The organism is Bradyrhizobium sp. STM 3562 (genome assembly GCF_045571435.1).
Lineage (GTDB): Bacteria > Pseudomonadota > Alphaproteobacteria > Rhizobiales > Xanthobacteraceae > Bradyrhizobium.
On sequence record NZ_CP120694.1, the window covers coordinates 2,614,405 to 2,630,291 of the forward strand.

14 protein-coding genes and 2 pseudogenes are annotated in these 15,887 nt (G+C 59.3%); 9 read left to right on the top strand and 7 right to left on the bottom strand.

Annotated elements, in window-relative coordinates:
* The 5 genes from trbL to P6U23_RS11995 are packed head-to-tail and all read left to right on the top strand — an operon-like array spanning nucleotide 1 to nucleotide 4,395.
* Nucleotides 1–1,239 carry a P-type conjugative transfer protein TrbL gene (gene trbL / locus P6U23_RS11975; protein WP_407179976.1) on the top strand — a complete coding sequence of 413 codons (1,239 nt, stop codon included), beginning with the start codon at nucleotides 1–3 and terminating at the stop codon, nucleotides 1,237–1,239.
* Between the two features lie 48 nt (nucleotides 1,240–1,287).
* Nucleotides 1,288–1,968, top strand: coding sequence for a conjugal transfer protein TrbF (gene trbF / locus P6U23_RS11980; protein ID WP_407179977.1), 681 nt, complete (start codon nucleotides 1,288–1,290; stop codon nucleotides 1,966–1,968).
* Between the two features lie 2 nt (nucleotides 1,969–1,970).
* On the top strand, nucleotides 1,971–2,945 hold the full coding sequence (gene trbG, locus P6U23_RS11985) for a P-type conjugative transfer protein TrbG (RefSeq protein ID WP_407179978.1): 975 nt from the start codon (nucleotides 1,971–1,973) through the stop codon (nucleotides 2,943–2,945).
* Nucleotides 2,942–4,147 (top strand): TrbI/VirB10 family protein, encoded by a 1,206-nt coding sequence (locus P6U23_RS11990; RefSeq protein WP_407179979.1) that lies wholly within the window; start codon nucleotides 2,942–2,944, stop codon nucleotides 4,145–4,147. The genes trbG and P6U23_RS11990 overlap by 4 nt, the downstream gene beginning before the upstream one ends.
* Nucleotides 4,148–4,152: 5 nt before the next feature.
* Nucleotides 4,153–4,395, top strand: a complete 243-nt coding sequence (locus tag P6U23_RS11995) for a DUF2274 domain-containing protein (protein WP_407179980.1) — start codon at nucleotides 4,153–4,155, stop codon at nucleotides 4,393–4,395.
* On the opposite strand, the gene P6U23_RS12000 is transcribed toward P6U23_RS11995, so the two are convergent.
* The 4 genes and pseudogenes from P6U23_RS12000 to P6U23_RS12015 form a co-directional block, all read right to left on the bottom strand.
* Complete coding sequence (locus tag P6U23_RS12000) at nucleotides 4,368–5,321, bottom strand: LysR family transcriptional regulator (RefSeq protein WP_407181426.1); 954 nt, start codon at nucleotides 5,319–5,321, stop codon at nucleotides 4,368–4,370. The two genes, P6U23_RS11995 and P6U23_RS12000, sit on opposite strands and share 28 nt — an antisense overlap.
* 72 nt (nucleotides 5,322–5,393) lie before the next feature.
* A pseudogene (locus tag P6U23_RS12005) lies at nucleotides 5,394–6,025 on the bottom strand (acyl-homoserine-lactone synthase).
* 94 nt (nucleotides 6,026–6,119) lie between these two features.
* A complete protein-coding gene (locus P6U23_RS12010; protein ID WP_407181427.1) occupies nucleotides 6,120–6,287 on the bottom strand; it encodes a helix-turn-helix transcriptional regulator in 168 nt (55 codons plus the stop codon).
* Nucleotides 6,288–6,415: 128 nt separating this feature from the next.
* Nucleotides 6,416–6,840 (bottom strand): annotated as a pseudogene (locus P6U23_RS12015) (autoinducer binding domain-containing protein); the annotation flags it as partial.
* A gap of 637 nt (nucleotides 6,841–7,477) precedes the next feature.
* Here P6U23_RS12015 and P6U23_RS12020 point away from each other — a divergent pair.
* Nucleotides 7,478–8,020 (top strand): RNA polymerase sigma factor, encoded by a 543-nt coding sequence (locus tag P6U23_RS12020; RefSeq protein WP_407179981.1) that lies wholly within the window; start codon nucleotides 7,478–7,480, stop codon nucleotides 8,018–8,020.
* Between the two features lie 193 nt (nucleotides 8,021–8,213).
* Here the strand turns inward: P6U23_RS12020 and P6U23_RS12025 are convergent, their stop codons facing one another.
* From P6U23_RS12025 to P6U23_RS12035, 3 genes are read right to left on the bottom strand one after another with little or no spacing between them, the layout of a single operon-like run.
* Nucleotides 8,214–9,047 (bottom strand): heme ABC transporter ATP-binding protein, encoded by an 834-nt coding sequence (locus P6U23_RS12025; RefSeq protein WP_407179982.1) that lies wholly within the window; start codon nucleotides 9,045–9,047, stop codon nucleotides 8,214–8,216.
* Complete coding sequence (locus P6U23_RS12030) at nucleotides 9,044–10,141, bottom strand: FecCD family ABC transporter permease (protein WP_407179983.1); 1,098 nt, start codon at nucleotides 10,139–10,141, stop codon at nucleotides 9,044–9,046. The genes P6U23_RS12025 and P6U23_RS12030 overlap by 4 nt, the downstream gene beginning before the upstream one ends.
* The gene (locus P6U23_RS12035) at nucleotides 10,138–11,040 is read right to left on the bottom strand and encodes a hemin ABC transporter substrate-binding protein (protein WP_407179984.1); all 903 of its coding nucleotides are present in this window, start codon (nucleotides 11,038–11,040) and stop codon (nucleotides 10,138–10,140) included. Before P6U23_RS12035 ends, P6U23_RS12030 begins: the two co-directional genes overlap by 4 nt.
* 733 nt (nucleotides 11,041–11,773) lie before the next feature.
* On the opposite strand from P6U23_RS12035, the gene P6U23_RS12040 reads away from it, so the two are divergent.
* The 3 genes from P6U23_RS12040 (at nucleotide 11,774) to P6U23_RS12050 (ending at nucleotide 15,865) form a co-directional block, all read left to right on the top strand.
* Nucleotides 11,774–11,971: a hypothetical protein gene (locus P6U23_RS12040; RefSeq protein ID WP_407181428.1), complete on the top strand. Its 198-nt coding sequence runs from the start codon at nucleotides 11,774–11,776 to the stop codon at nucleotides 11,969–11,971.
* Nucleotides 11,972–12,031: 60 nt separating this feature from the next.
* A complete protein-coding gene (locus tag P6U23_RS12045; protein ID WP_407179985.1) occupies nucleotides 12,032–13,057 on the top strand; it encodes a FecR family protein in 1,026 nt (341 codons plus the stop codon).
* Nucleotides 13,058–13,246: 189 nt separating this feature from the next.
* Complete coding sequence (locus P6U23_RS12050) at nucleotides 13,247–15,865, top strand: TonB-dependent hemoglobin/transferrin/lactoferrin family receptor (protein WP_407179986.1); 2,619 nt, start codon at nucleotides 13,247–13,249, stop codon at nucleotides 15,863–15,865.
* Nucleotides 15,866–15,887: the final 22 nt, after the last annotated feature.

A 15,887-nucleotide genomic window follows, 5' to 3' on the forward strand; every position in this document is an offset into this window, starting at 1 on the left:
ATGGCCGCTACGTCCGTCATCGACCAATTTCTGGAGATCTTTACCCGCTATATCGATTCCGGGTTCGGGCTTTTAGGGAACGAAGTCGGGTATCTCGCCACCACGCTCGCGGCTATCGACATCACGCTCGCAGGCCTATTCTGGGCCTGGGGGACTGATGAGGATATCATCGCCCGTCTCGTCAAGAAGACGCTATTTGTCGGCGTCTTCGCCTATCTGATCAGCAACTGGAACGACCTTGCCCGCATCGTCTTTGAGAGCTTTGCCGGGCTAGGCCTCAAGGCCTCAGGCACCAGCCTTTCGTCCGCAGACTTCCTGCGGCCTGGTCGGATCGCGCAAGTGGGACTCGATGCCGGGCGGCCGATCCTTGACTCGATCTCGGGCTTGATGGGCTATGTCAGCTTCTTCGAAAATTTCGTCCAGATCGCGGTTCTGCTGTTCGCCTGGATTGTGGTGCTGCTCGCGTTCTTCATTCTGGCCATTCAGCTGTTCGTCACGCTGATCGAATTCAAGCTGACGACGCTTGCAGGCTTTGTGCTGATCCCCTTCGGCCTGCTTGGAAAGACTGCCTTTGCCGCCGAACGCGTGCTCGGCAATGTGATCTCCTCGGGCGTCAAGGTTCTGGTGCTCGCCGTCATCGTCGGCATCGGGTCGACCTTATTCTCGCAGTTCACAGCTGGTTTCGGCGGCAACCAGCCGACGGTCGAGAGCGCGATGGCGCTGGTGCTCGGCGCTCTCGCGTTGTTGGGCCTTGGCATCTTCGGACCTGGTATCGCCAACGGCATCGTCTCCGGAGGCCCGCAGCTTGGCGCAGGATCAGCAGTTGGTACGGGGCTGGCGGCCGGTGGAGTGCTTGCAGCCGGAGCCGGTCTCGGAGCCGGCGGAGCTGGACTGGCCGGAGGCGCGATTGCGGGTGCCGCGAGGGGAGGAAGTGCTCTTGTAGGTGGGGCGCTCAACGTGTTCCGGGCAGCTGGCCCGTCCGGCGCTTCGGAGGCGGGCGCCTCCGCTTCGGCAAGTCCCTTGCGCTCAGCCGCCGCTCATCTGGGCGGGGGAGCCGCCGACAGCGCTCATGCGGACTCTTCTTCTTTCAGTTCATCTGAGACGACGCCCGCATGGGTTCGCCGCATGAAGCGGGCGCGGACCATCAGTCATGGCGTCTCGAGCGCTACGCAAGCGGTCCGCTCTGGCGATCACGGCGGAAGCGGCGGATCTGTCGATCTCTCGCAAGAGGAGCACTGAGCCTCAATTCTCGTATGCAGTTCTCCGTCATGTCGTGAGGTCAAGATCATGTTCAAACGATCGGCCGTTCACTATGGCCGCACACCTGAGCCGGTCACTCCCTATCAACGAGCCGCTCAAGCCTGGGACGATCGCATTGGCTCGGCACGGGTCCAGGCAAAGAATTGGCGACTGATGGCCTTTGGTTGCTTGTTTCTGTCCGCCGGCTTCGCGGCAGCTCTTGTGTGGCAGGCAGCCAACGGCACCGTTACGCCCTGGGTCGTGGAGGTAGACCGCCTGGGCGAAGCCAATACGGTCGCTCCTGCCAATTCCGACTATCACCCAGCCGATCCGCAGATCGCCTTTCACCTCGCCCGGTTCATCGAACATGTGCGTGGGCTGCCGATGGACGCCATTGTGCTGCGCGAGGATTGGCTGCGGGCCTATGACTTCACAACGGACCGCGGCGCGGCCGCGCTCAGCGACTATGCGCGCAACAACAATCCGTTCGACAAGCTCGGCAAGACGCAAGTATCAATAGAGGTCTCGAGCGTCATTCGGGCGTCGCAGGACAGTTTCCGCATCGCCTGGATCGAACGTCGCTACGAGAACGGTCAGCTTGTCGCCACCGAGCGGTGGAGCGCGATCCTCACCATCATCGTGGAAGTACCGCGCGACCTCGATCGGCTGCGAAAGAATCCGCTTGGCATCTATGTCAACGCGATCAACTGGTCGAAGGAGCTGGGATAGCCATGCCGTCGGGTCAAGGGACTGCACCACAGAGAATCCGACCGAGGTTAGGTCTGGCTCTTTTGATCTGTGTGTCCATCCTCGGTGGCTGCACCGCGTTCAAACCTCCGCAGATCAGCTATGACGGCGAACTCCCGCCCGTTCCAGATCTGCCGGCGCCTGCCGATGACCGTCCAAGGCCGCTGCATGTTCCGCCCGCCTGGAAGCCGGCGCGAGGCGGCAAGAACACGGAAGCCAAGGAGCCTCTCGAGCGGATTGAGACCGCAAATGACGCCGCACGCGTGGAGCCTCGAAAGTCGGGCTATTTCAATGCGGTGCAGGTATTTTCCTATAGTCCGGGCGCGCTCTATCAGATCTACGCTGCGCCGGGGCAGATCACGGATATTGCGCTGGAGGCGGGCGAGCAGCTGATTGGCTCGGGACCGGTCGCCGCAGGTGATACCGTGCGCTGGGTGGTCGGGGATACCGAAAGCGGCAGTGGCGAGACGCGACGTGTGCACATCATGGTAAAGCCAACACGGCCGGCGATCGAGACCAATCTCGTCATTAACACCGACCGGCGCACTTACTTAGTTGAGCTGCGCTCCCGCGAAAAGCCCTATATGCCGTCCGTTGCGTGGTTCTATCCGGAGGATCGGGTCGTGCGTGGTGAAGCTCTGCCGCCGACACCGGTCATTCCGGATCGGGCGCAGCGCCGTTACCGATACACAATCGAGGGCGACAGCCCGCCCTGGCGTCCTGTCAATGCCTATGATGATGGCCGCAAGGTCTACATCGAGTTCTCGCCTGGTATCGGTCAGGGCGAGATGCCGCCGCTGTTCGTGGTCGGACCTGATGGCAATGCTGAACTCGTCAACTATCGGGCTTACGGCAACGTGCTGATCGTTGACCGGCTGTTCGCAGCCGCTGAACTGAGGCTCGGCGGAGAGAACCAGCAGAAGGTGCGGATCGTTCGAGGCGACGGGAGGCCCATGTGACCGGCACGGACCAGGCGAATGATCCCAGCTACGATGCCCCTCGGCCGCAGCAGCGGGCAGCGGTGGCCGAAACCCTGCGGCTCCGGCCGGATTGGCCGCAAGTCATGCGCCTGTCGCGCAAGGTACTCTTGGGCGGCATCGCTTTGGCCCTAGCGATGGTTTGTGGCGCGGTGCTGTGGGCTCTGCAGAACAAATCAGAGCGTGCTCCGGTTAGGCAAGAACTCTACTCGACCGACCACGTCAATGTCGCCGATGAGCTCGCAGGCCTGCCGAAAGACTATGCTGGAATCCCCCATGACGTGCCACGTCTTGGACCGCCTGTGCCCGCCGATCTTGGCCGCCCGATCGTTGCGGCGCAAAACTCGTCCCAATCCGGTGCGCTCGCCATTGACCCCGAACAGCAGCGGCTCAATCAGGAGAGTGAGGCAGCGCGCACCAGCAAGGTGTTTGTCAATTCCAATGTACGCTCAGCGCCCGTTGGGACGCCATCGAGCGAGACGCCTTCAAACGCGTCAATATCTGCCGACGAAGCATTCACTCAAAAAGGACAGGATCGAAAGCTTGCGTTCATCAATGCTGCCATCGATCGACGCACGACAAGCTCCGATCGCCTGATGAGGCCACCGTCGCCCTTCGTGGTTCAAGCGGGGACGGTCATTCCGGCCGCGCTCATCACGGGAATCCGCTCAGATCTACCAGGTCAGATCACCGCGCAAGTGACTGAAAACATTTACGATACTCCGACCGGGCGCATCAGGTTAATCCCCCAAGGAGCGCGATTGATAGGGACTTACGATAGCCAGGTTGCATTCGGTCAGTCACGCGTACTCCTGGTTTGGACACGGCTCATCATGCCGGACGGACGCTCACTCGTGTTGGAGCGGCAGGCCGGCGCGGATGTGGGCGGATATTCCGGCCTTGAGGACGAGGTCGATAACCATTGGAAAGAGTTACTCGGATCAGCGGGGCTATCAACGCTGCTCGCCGTCGGCACGGAGGTGAATTCAGGCGCGGACGTCAATAACACCAACAGCGACATCATTCAGGCGCTGCGGCGTGGGGCTGGGGATTCCCTCAATCAAACAGGCCAGCAGGTGGTTCGACGCAATCTCAATATCCAGCCAACATTGACGATCCGTCCGGGGTTTCCCGTGAGAGTGATTGTCAATCGTGACCTGATACTGGAGTCCTATAGGGGATGAGGACGATGGCCAAGCTTAAACTCGGAGCAATCGAGGACGACAAGCCGATTAAGCTGACGCACGAATTGCCGGCGAGCGTTCATCGCGATCTGCTCGCCTATGCTGAAATCCTAGCGCGTGAGACGGGTCAACAGATCAGTGATCCGGTCAAGCTGATTGCGCCCATGTTGGCCCGGTTCATGGCAACGGACCGGAACTTTATAAGGGCTCGCCGCGCGTGTCATCCTCCCAAACGAGGTGACGGGTAGCGCTCCGAGAGCAGCTTCAGGAAAGCATTCAAGGCGGGGTTCTCATTGTCGGCCCGCCAATAGGCGGAATAGTCGAACCGGCTTGGGCCCGTGCCGTCGCGCAGCTCCCGGTAGACCAAGCCGGCAAAATTCGCGCCGGTATCGGATTCGAGCACCAGGCTGATACCCCCCTTCATGCTGATCAGGCTCTTGATGATACCGCGGCTGACGTCGTGATGTTCGATCTTGGGACGATCCTCAGGTGAGACGAGCTTTGAAACCAAAAGGTCTTGAAGCTCCCTGCCGGGATCGTAATGGCTCAGCAGCACCGTCTCGTCGCGCAGGTCGGTCCAATAGACAATCTCACGCGCAGTGAGGGGATGGTCACGGGATAAAACGACTAGAACACGCTCGCTCCAGAGCGACATCGTTTTGCTGTCGAATAGTGGCAGGTTTCCTGTAGTGATGAGGATATCAAGCAGGCCATTACAAAGTGCCGTTGCCAGACCTGTGCGTGATCGTTCGACCGTCGCAACTTCAACCTTGGGAAATCGCTGTTTGAATTCGAGCAACGAAGCCTGCAGGTTGCCTGCCGAAAGTGATGTGCAGAACCCGACTGCCAGCCGGCCGGTTTCGCCGTTTTGAACCGACTTTGCCGTTGCTATGAGCGCGTCAAATTCTTCAAGAATCGTTCTTGCCAGGCGAAGAACCCTGCGACCCGCTGGCGTTGGGCTTGCACCTCCGCTTGAGCGCTCGAAAATTGTGAAGCCGAGGCCATGCTCGATCTGGCGAATTGAACGGCTGAGGGTCGACTGTTGCAATCTGAGTAACTCCGCGGCCCGACGAAAGCTGCCACAATCGGCCGCAGTTACCGCCAAGCGCAGGTGCTTTAGCTCAAGAGCTTTGCTGCCGCGCAGAGAATGACCTGGTCCTTTCAAATTGCGCATGTTGAGCTTGACCGGGGAGGAGCTCGCAGCCGCCTGTGCAGCCATGCGCCCCGCCATGTGCTTCAATAAGGTTCAGACGGCCGCCCCCACCGCTGGAGCCCAGAGCACCGGACCTGAGATGTGGCCTGCACTGCGGACCTGCTCCAAGGCATCGGTCGACACCTCTAGATATCCCGCCAAAGCTGTGGTGTTTCCGCGCGGTCGAGATTTTCCAATCGGTCGAAGGGGCCATCCGGCACGCCGAAGAATCCGCTCAATGCGAGTGTCGGTGACTGTCACGATCTCGGTCAGTCGAATGGACAGAGCGAACTCGATCATAGCTGCAAAAAGCTCGTGTGTGGCGGCTGCCGGTCCACCATATGCTCTTGGCGCATCCGGCGGAACATCGAGCGCAAAGCGGCTGCTTTCCCAGACCTGATCGCTCGCGGCGCGGGCTGTCCGTCCAGAAGGATTGGAAAAATATCTCGAATCATGGTTGGACCGGTCGAGGGAAGAAGTCGAACACAACCCTGAATGCGGCCATCGGGTGAACGATGCAGTAAATGCTCCGGTCGAAGGACGTCAAACTCGTCGACCTCCATGTCGCCGGCGATCTGAACATCCCATTCCAGACGCTGTTTGAAAACGCGATGACGCAGCCGGTGCATCTCAGCGAGATCATTGACGAATTCGCCATGATACCCCGGTGTGATGAGCTGAATCATTGTTGCCTCCCTGCTTCGGATCGGCAGTGAAAGCAAACAAGATGGTGTAATGCACCCTGTGCAGATGCACAGGGCGCTGATAGAACATTGCCAGTTATCTTCTTGATCTTGATTCAGCGAGCCGGACGACTGCTTGACGAACCGTGCGAACGCCGAGCTTCGCTCGGGCATTATCCAGATGAAAGGCGGCGGTTCGTCGAGAGATGCCGAGAATGCACCCGATCTCCCAAGCAGATTTGCCGCGAGAAGACCATTCCAGCATTCGAATTCACGAGTAGACAACAATACTCCGTCGACCACGCGATCGGAGCCCAACGTGCGTCTGGCGTTGGCATGGAAGTACATTCCCAGTAGCTGGAGAACCTGCGCGTGTTGATTTATCAAGCGATCGAAAGGAAGTCGAATTTCATCAGTAGCAAAGGTCACGGCCGCTATAGCACCCTTGTTGTCATGAATTGGAACAGTAAATCCGCAGCGGATACCAAACTTTGCGCTTCTTCAAATAACTCGCGTTCGCTCTCGGATTGCGCTCGCGACGCGACGCCAATACCCCATCGAAAGGGTCGAGTGCAGCGCATAGCCTGAACATCCACTGGATCCCGCCGTTCATAGTGACGCCGCAGATAATGTGCGGTCCAGTTTGATGGATACGTCGAGATTAGGGACGGTACGCCGTCAGATTTGTGGGGAAGAGCAAGATCGGCAAAGAGGGATCGATCAAGCGCGGCAAGAGTGTCCACCATGCTTTGTTTAAGAGTGACCGGGTCGGTGCTTTCGGCCAGCCGGTCGACGAAGTTCTGAAGAACACGATCCATTGTGCAGCAGCTAAAATATGCCTGTTGGCTTTGTCCTGCGCTGGCCGCGCAAGAGCGAGCCAATTAAATCCGACGAGGAGCTTCAGAATGAGCCGGAGGCCGTATCGCCTGTCCAAAGACGAGATCCGAGCCCCTAGCCGCTCCGGTCACTGAAGTGCGTTTCCGCCATAAAGACGAAGAGCTCTGCGAGATTCTCACAGGGGGCCAGATTTTCTTTTAGGGCTCTCGATTTTTCTCGGCTCTTGTTGGGGAGCGAGACGCTCCGTAGGAATGGCATAAGCGCCTCCCCATGCCGCCCGAGCGGCCCGACGCGGGGGATCAGGGTCGCAAAATCAAACGGGACCCCTGACCTTGGGACCGGCATTGATTCCGCCCGCACTCACTTCCTGTGAACCAGCCCACTCTAGAGTCCTTATAAACAACTGGTGTTGAAAGAGTTTTCGATTTCGTAAAGGTTGTGGCCTTCGTTCGGCGTTCATGAAGGTGTATTCGAAGGCCTGGGGGCGGGTATGAGTGTATCAAGTCTCGCACAAGACCTGTGCCGTGCCGCCGACACAGGCTCACGAAGCAAGCGGTGGCCAAAGCGAACGCTCTCTCTCAGTGCGGGGAGATCTTTGGCGATGCGGAGACGGTACAGATGAAGGAGGGTCCAGATGCGCGTCTTGCTCTCTATCTGGCCCATCGAGCGGTTCTCGTCGACTATGCATCGCGCCTCCTCGGATCGCGCGACGGTGCCGAAGACGTGGTCCAAGACGCTTTCATCAAATTCGTACCGGCGAGCGACGAGAGTGTGCCGGCGGTGCGTCCAAGATCGTACCTATTCCGCATTGTCCACAATCTCGCCGTCGATGTCCTCAGACGAAAGACGCTGGAGCACCGGCGAAAGGGGAGCGGAGCACCTTCCTGGGCTAGTCCTGAAACTGTTCCTACACCCGAGGAAAATGTTCTCTTTTGCGAGCGCATGCGGCTAGCCATGGACGTGATCGCCGAGCTGCCGGAAAGCCAGCGGGTAGCGCTTGAGATGCACAGGTTCGGCGGATACTCGATCGAACAGATCGCGCATCACCTCGGAGTGTCGGTTCCCACTGTCTATCGCTTCGTCCAGACGGCTGTCGCCACGATCACCATCCGGCTCGAGCGGGAATCGCACGGTCAAAGGCCCTCGGGAGGTCGGAAATAGGCTTGTAGAAAATCGGGCGGCCGCGGCAATTTCCGTGCTTGATCCAAGGAGCAGGCGACAATGCCGAATGCAGGGGAACATTGCGGCATTGGCTAGAACGAAAAAAGCGGACTGTGGACCTCTTGAAGAGGCGACGGGATGATCCTGAAACTGGAGAATGCATCGTCAGGCCGACGTGATTAGGCGTCTACGCTCATCCACAACCGAGAGCGCGCTTGATGTCCTTGCACACGTAGTGCTGCGGAAGGACAAAGGGGACATCAGTGGGTGGCACTGTCCCGACGCCCAGATGAACACGAAAGACCTCTACAACAAGTTCGTCGGTGATGACCGTCGAAGGCGGCCCCTGCGCGACGATGGCGCCGGCCGACATCACGACGAGGTCATCGGCAAAGCTCGCCGCGATGTTGAGATCATGCAGGACCGCGAGGACGGCGGCGCCGTCGTTGGCAATGGCGCGCGCCTGATCCATCAGCGCCAGTTGATGCTCTAGATCGAGGCTGGCGATCGGCTCGTCAAGGAATAGCGCCTGAGCCTTCTCTATCCTCTGTCCTGCGCGCAACTGGCACAGCACACGCGCGAACCGGACGCGCTGCTGTTCACCGCCCGACAGCGTCTGGAAATCCCTGTCAGCAAGATGCAGGGTACCAGTGTTGGTGAGGCTCGCCGCGACGATTTCCTCTGCTTCGGCGCTCGGCAAGTCACGGCCGATGCTGGTTAATCCGAACCGCGCGACTTCGTGTGCGCGGAAGGGAAAGGCAAGGCTTGCGCTTTGAGTCATGACCACGCGCTTGCACGCAAGTCGCCAAGGCGGCAGACGTTCGATCCCTTCGCTACCGTAGAGAATCTCGCCTTGGGACGGCGATAGCTCTCCGGTGAGCAATTTGAGCAATGTCGACTTTCCCGCGCCGTTGGGCCCGACAATAGCGGTAAGGCGGCAGGGTTTAAGCACGAGCGTCGCACGGTCAACAAGCAGGCGCCCACGTGCCGCGAAAGAAACCTCGTTCGCTTGGAGGATACTCGTCAAGATACGGAGCTCCCGCTAGCTCTTCGAAGCAGCAGCCAAAGGAAAAAGGGCGCGCCGAGGAGGGCCGTCAGAATCCCGACGGGAAGTTCGGCCGGCGCGACGAGCGTACGCGCGAGCGTATCGGCGCCGACAAGCAGGGCCGCGCCGAAGAATGCCGACAGGGGTATGAGCACGCGGTGGTCAGCCCCAACCGCGAGACGAATGATATGCGGCGCGACGATGCCGATGAACCCGATCACACCAGCGCTTGCCACACTCACTCCTACCGCCAAGGCAACCAGGATTATGGTTGCCGTTTTGATCTGCTCGACGCGGAGGCCGAGGTAAAAGGCTTCTGCCTCGCCGAATGAGAGTGCGTTGAGGCGGCGTCCCAGAAACGGCACAGCGGATAGCAGCGGCAGAATGATAAGGGCGACGGCGGCGACCTTGCTCCAGGTTGCACCATTGAGGGTTCCGAGTGACCAGAATGTGAGATCGCGCAGCTGCTTGTCATCCGAGACATAACTGAGGAGACCGGTCGCCGCGCCAGCCAAGGCGCCGAGTGCGATACCAGCAAGCAGCATGGTTGCCATTGAGGTGCGTCCCCGCCTTGTAGCGATGGAGTAAATGATGAGCGTGGCGGCAAGACCGCCGCAAAAGGCGCTGGCAGGGAGAATGGCAAAACCTAATTTAACGACCGTACTGCCAAAGAGCCGATCGTCGAGCACGATTGCTCCTGCGGCCGCAAAAGCGGCGCCCGAGGAGACGCCAATAAGGCCGGGATCGGCGAGTGGATTTCGGAACAGCCCCTGCATCAGCGCGCCGGAAACGGCGAGCGCCGCGCCGATTTCCAACCCCAGCAGGACGCGTGGCAGCCGAATGCTGATCACGACCAGCGTCTCTCGGTCCTGAGCAATGCTTGCCCAGCCAAAAATGGACTGCCATAGAATTGCCGCGACGCGTTGGGCCGGGATTGGAACCGCGCCTCTGCAAAGAGCAATGATGGCGAGAACCGCGCAAGAGCAGACCCCCAGGCCGATCGCGAGCGCGACGCGCCGGCGATAGTGGGAAACCAGCCTTGCGAGCGACGCTACGTCAGTCTCGATTGCAGTCATTTCCCGCCGGTTTCCTTCGCCGTCAAGCGCGGGATATTCAATCTCGGGTACAGCGCCTGCATCAGGTCGCGGGCAGCATCCGGCGTGCGCGGCCCGAAGCCGAGAAGATAAAGCCCGTCCATAATGACCAGCGCGCGTGCTTTCCCGGCCGGAGTGGCAGCAAACGAGGGAAGCGACAAGACATCCTCGCTCGCCGAACCGGCGGGGCGCTCCATCATTACGATCACGTCGGGAGCGGCATCGATAATGGCGTCGTCCGCCATCAGCTTATATCCGTCAAAGTCGGCAACATTCATGCCCCCGGCAAGTGTAACGATGGCATCGCCGGCCGTTCCCCTACCGCCCACAAGCGGACGGCCATTCTGCAGCGCGATGACAAACAGAACCCGCTTTGAAGCGCCAATCCTTTCTCGAAATTGCGCGAGTTCAGCGAAGCGCGCTTTCACCTGATTAGCAAGCTTTCTCGCCTCGTCAGACATGCCAATCACTTCACCTACAGTGATGATTTTGGCGACAACGCCTTCAGCTGTTGGTGCATCCGGCACGCGATTGATGGGAATGTCGGCTTGGGCCACCGTTTCCAATGCAGCGGCGGGTCCCGAGCCCTCGACCATCAATACGCGAGTAGGGCGCTCCGAGAGGATCCCTTCCGCCGAAACCGCGCGGAAATAGCCGACATTGTGCTTGTCCTTCAGCGCTTGAGGGGGATAGAGGCTCGTCGCATCAACAGCGACAATCTTGTCCTCTTGTCCGAGCGCGTAGAGAATTTCCGTTATCGCTCCGCCAAGCGCGACGATGCGGTCGGCATCGGCAGCCTGCGCGATGAAAGCGAAACCGAACAGGACGAGCGCGGTCGCCGCGGGAGCCGCCAAACGCGAATATTTCGGAGAACCGTTCATGCCGCCTCACTTCGCGGGAATAAGCCCGCTATTCGAGCTGATCCGCGAGCGGTAATGCTTGCTCGCATGGACGATTGACGCTGTGCGCCCGCCACTGTCGAGTTCGCACGCCGTCTTCAGAAAATGACGATTCTTCCCTTCTCGCATGAAGAGGCGGTCGGATGGCGCGTCTCCCTTGGAGATACTGTCATTCATTGCTGCCTGTCGTGGTTAGATTAGAGCGTTTCAAAAATGTTGGCTCTTAAGGATAGTGGTGGCCCATCCGCTCAAGCAACGGCTCAAAAATTAGAACCGATTTAATTAAGGCGCGGCGAGAAAGCGCGACCGTTTAGAAACCGTACAAGCGAGGGCGCATTGAGACCGAATACTCTTGTTCGCAATGCGAGGTTCCCTACATCGCTCGCCGCCCGGTTCTTGTCGACTACGCTTCGCAATGGCTCATAGCACTGAAGATCTGGTCCAGGAAGACTTTATCAAATTCGTCCCTGCGACGAACGACACGATGCCGGCAATCCACCTAAGGGCCTAATCTGTTCCGCGTGGAGCGCAACTCCGCCGTCGACTTGCTGCGAGGAAGAAAGCTGGAGAAATAACGGAAGGGGCACAGTGCGCCGGCTTGGGCGAGCCCTCAGCCCATGACCCACCAGAGGAGGCCGTTCTCCGCTGCAAGAGCGCACGGCGAGCCATGGATCTGATCACCCAACTGCCGGAAATCCAACTCATCGCCCTCGAAATGCATCGGTTCAGCGGACACTCGGTCGAACAACTCGCCACTCACCTCGGGGTCTCTGTTCCTAGCGCCTCGTCTGGTCCAGACACCGGTCGCGACGACTATTCGGGCGAGAACCGGACAGTCAAAGCCAGGGGCCCTCGCGATCTCCGAAATAGTTCTGTAAAGAAGGACCGGAAGCGACAATTTCGTCCAAGCTAGGGCGATGGCTGAGGGGGATGGACATCGACAAAACCATCGACAGAGGGGAATATTCGGACGTTGGCGAACGAGAACGCGGAGCGCGAGCTACTTGAGGAAGCAACCGGCTGGATTCTGAAATTGGAGGGCGCCCCCCAGGGCTCCGCAATTTTTGAGGAATTCAAAGTCTGGCTTGCTGCCTGCGACGAACATCGCGTTGCGTGGGAGCGCGTCAACAAGACATGGACTGTTCTCGGCACGGTCAAACCAGCCTACAATCAAAAGTTTTGGGCCGACGTGACCCCTCTCTCGAAACGAACCCGGGCAAACACGCTCCTACCCACTCCTGCTGCGCGCGCCCCGGTGGCGCGCAAGCCGTATCATCGCCCGGTCACAACTGTAGTCTCTGCTCTTGTCGCCGCATGCGTGCTGTGGATCTCCATTCCTGGAATTCTCATAGCGATGCGTGCGGACTACCGCACCGCGGCCGGTCAGACCGAGCGCGTGCAAATCTCCGACGGCTCCGTCATCGATCTCGGCGGAAGCAGTGCAATCAAAACGGACATCGGAACGGAGCAAAGGCGTGTCACGCTCCTGGCCGGCGAAGCCTTCTTCAACGTCGTGACCGACAGCACACGACCGTTCATCGTTGACGTGCAAGGCGCTGAAGTGAAGGTGCACGGCACCGCCTTCGATGTTCAGGTATCATCAACGAGCACGAAAGTTGCTCTTCTGCGCGGCTCGATCGAAGCCTCCCTGGCCACAGAGAGCGCGTCGCCGCCCGATATTCTCAAGCCCGGCGAAATGTTTGTTGTCGATCACGCGACAGGTAAGATCAGCGTCGAATCGATTTCGCTTGAGGACATCGGGTCCTGGCGTGAAGGAAAGATCTTTCTCGCCAATGCAAGCGTCAGATCCGCCATCGAGCTGATCCAGCGCTATTCCTCCGCCTCCATCCTGATCCCCGATAGAGGCTTGGCCAACCTCAAAGTGAGTGGTCTCTTCGACCTGCGCAATCCCGATCGCGCGCTCATCGGGCTCGTCGAGCCTTTCGGCGGCAAGGTCCGATCTGTCACGCCGTTCTTGCGGATCGTGTCGCGTTTGTAATCGACCTCGATCGAAAGAAATCGCGATTGTTCAGAAAAAATGATTCTGCCGTGAGAATCTTGCGGAGCTCTTCGTCTTTACGGTCGGAAGCGCATGCCAAAGCAGGGGCGTGCACCATGACAGGTAGAGGTAAGAGACTCGATGTATATTGGGGGCGCATCAAGAATTAGAACGATTGCGGACGGGACGTTGGGGCGCGTCTCAATCCGCTTGTTGCAAAGTGCCGCGATCTGCGCGTTGTCGGGCGTGGCAGCGCTCTATCCGCAGAGCGCGTTGTCGCAAATCGTGCAAGAGCAAGGTTCAAAGTCTTCTGCTGCGCGTCAATTCAACATCGCTGCTCAGCCGCTGACAAGCGCGCTCAATCAGTTCGGTCGTCAGTCCGGGCTTCAGGTCTCGTTCCCCGCCGAAGCGTCGCAAGGCCTGCGTTCGAACGCTGTCATTGGTAGCTTCACTCCTGAGCGGGCGTTGGCTGCGCTTCTGCGTGGGACGGGGATCAGCTATCGTATCAGCGAAGGAACCGCTGTGATCGGCGGCCGACCATCCTCTAACGTGTCGGATGCCGGAGCTGTGCCGCGTGCGGACGGCTCCTTAATTCTCGATACAATCAACGTTGCTGGCCAAGGTGATCGCAACGCATCGTCTGGCTCCGGATTTCAGGGCTCGCCCGATTGGGTCTACCAGACGCCGGACAGCATAAGCGTTGTCTCGCGTCAAGCGATTCAGAATCAGCCCGCACGAAACACCCGTGACCTACTGTCGGGCGTGCCAGGTGTTCTTGTTTCAGACGACAACGCCCAGAACCAAGGCATCAACGTCAACATCCGCGGCCTGCAGGACCAAGGACGCGTCGCGATGATGATCGACGGCGCGCGTCAGGACTTCCAGCGCAACGGCCACGGTTCGACCGGCTACATGTATGTCGAACCATCGTTCCTTCGCGAGATTGACGTCGAGAAAAGCGGCACATCGACAATGGGCGGAGCCGCGATGCTGGGAGGCTCGGTGAATTTCCGCACGATAGGTGCCGAAGACCTCATTTCTCCCGGAAAACAGGTCGGCGGATTTGTCGACGCCACGACCGGTACCAATGCGTATCATTTCAACGGCTCGGCAGCGGTCGCGGCAAAGGCCTCTGACAGCTTCTCCATTCTCGGCGGGCTCAGCTACAAGAATCTCGGCGAATACGACATCGGCAGGAACGGTAAGCTGCCGGTGGGTTCGCTGGGGACCGACGGGCCGCTTCTGTTCATGGGTTCGGAGAGCTGGTCCGGCCTGTTGAAGACACAGATGAGGCCGACCGAAGACACCAGCCTTGACATCAGTTGGCTGCACTACGCGACCCGGTTCAAGCAGGGCGCCGGCCGTGATGTGCCCGACGACAACCATGTTACGAACGATACCGTCGCCGCGGCGTTCGGCTGGAAGCCCGACAGCGATCTGATCGATCTCAAGGGGCGGCTGTGGTTCAATCGAGCCGACGACAGAAGCAAGGTTCCCCAACAGTCGGCATTGGTACCCGCTACCGATAACGATTACAAAATGTCGTCCTGGGGCGGCAGTCTAGAGAACACCAGCCGCTTCGTTCTGCCGCTGGGAAAGCTTGCGTTGAACTATGGCCTCGAAGCCTGGCGTGACCTCGGCGACACCGTGGCCCGAGGGCCCGGTGTCGATAGCGATCCAAATCAAGCGTGGTGGTTCAAGGGCCTCACGCCCTCGGGGCGCCGCGACGTCATCAGCGGCTTTGGCAATGTGAGCTACGACGTTACAGAGTGGCTGACGCTTTCGAGTGGCTTGCGTTACGACCACTACCACTCCGAGGGTTCAACGACAGTGTTCGGAGTCCGGACCATCGAGGTTCCGGGTGTCTGCGGCCTGTACTACCCGCCATCGCGCGGCGGTGGGTGCAGGATCTGGACTGTCTATCCCCACACGGAAACCACGAGCGCACCCTACAACGTAGATATCGATAAGTCGGGCGGCGCATGGCTGCCGGCAGCCAAGATCGCGATCAAGCCGATCGATGGTGTTGAACTGTTCACGAAATATTCGCAGACCTCCAGGCCACCATCGGTTATGGAAACCTTCACCGGCGGCACCCATCCGGGGGGCGGGTTTACGAATGCTTTGTATGCGCCGAATCCCGGGCTGGTGCCCGAAAGAGCCAATACCTATGAGGTCGGCGCCAACCTCTCCTATGACAGCATCATTCAGGCCGGCGATACCTTTCGCGCCAAGGTCGTCGGCTTCCACCGCGATGTGAACGATTACATCGCGCTCGGACAGATTGCCTTCGCGCCGGGCTCGGCGACTACGCAATCCTACAACGCCTATGTCAATCTCGACGGGCCAACGCGAATGAACGGCGTCGAGCTTGAAGCAAACTATGACGCCGGCGACTACTATCTCGGCGGCTCGTTCAGCTACATCAATGCCAAATACGCGTCCGCCTATAGCTATAACGGCACCTCGCAAACGACGGGAAGCCTGGTGATCTTCGTACCGCCGAAGGAGAAGCTCGTCCTGGACAGCGGCGTGCGACTGTTCGACCGCAAGCTGACGATCGGTGGAAGAGTTTCCCACTTCGGAAAAGCCAATGGCAATATCGGCGGCTACGGTTTGCAGGGTGAGTACAACACCAACGCCTATACGCTGTTCGACCTCTACGGCTCCTACGCGATCAACGATTCCGCGACGCTGCGCTTCGCCGTCAACAACATCACCGACGTCGCCTACATCCCGGCCCTCGGGTTTGACACCTATCCCGGTCCCGGGCGCACGGCAACGGTTTCGCTGAACATGAAATTCTGAGTTTCCGGCGGAATCGCCGGAA

Excerpts from the sequence above, each read along its gene's own strand:
- P6U23_RS12030 (WP_407179983.1), bottom strand. The coding sequence starts at position 10,141 with ATGACTGCAATCGAGACTGACGTAGCGTCGCTCGCAAGGCTGGTTTCC.
- trbF (WP_407179977.1), top strand. The coding sequence starts at position 1,288 with ATGTTCAAACGATCGGCCGTTCACTATGGCCGCACACCTGAGCCGGTC.
- P6U23_RS12010 (WP_407181427.1), bottom strand. The coding sequence starts at position 6,287 with ATGCTGGAATGGTCTTCTCGCGGCAAATCTGCTTGGGAGATCGGGTGC.
- P6U23_RS12000 (WP_407181426.1), bottom strand. The coding sequence starts at position 5,321 with ATGCGCAATTTGAAAGGACCAGGTCATTCTCTGCGCGGCAGCAAAGCT.
- P6U23_RS12035 (WP_407179984.1), bottom strand. The coding sequence starts at position 11,040 with ATGAACGGTTCTCCGAAATATTCGCGTTTGGCGGCTCCCGCGGCGACC.
- P6U23_RS12020 (WP_407179981.1), top strand. The coding sequence starts at position 7,478 with ATGAAGGAGGGTCCAGATGCGCGTCTTGCTCTCTATCTGGCCCATCGA.
- trbL (WP_407179976.1), top strand. The coding sequence starts at position 1 with ATGGCCGCTACGTCCGTCATCGACCAATTTCTGGAGATCTTTACCCGC.
- P6U23_RS12040 (WP_407181428.1), top strand. The coding sequence starts at position 11,774 with ATGCATCGGTTCAGCGGACACTCGGTCGAACAACTCGCCACTCACCTC.
- P6U23_RS11995 (WP_407179980.1), top strand. The coding sequence starts at position 4,153 with ATGGCCAAGCTTAAACTCGGAGCAATCGAGGACGACAAGCCGATTAAG.
- trbG (WP_407179978.1), top strand. The coding sequence starts at position 1,971 with ATGCCGTCGGGTCAAGGGACTGCACCACAGAGAATCCGACCGAGGTTA.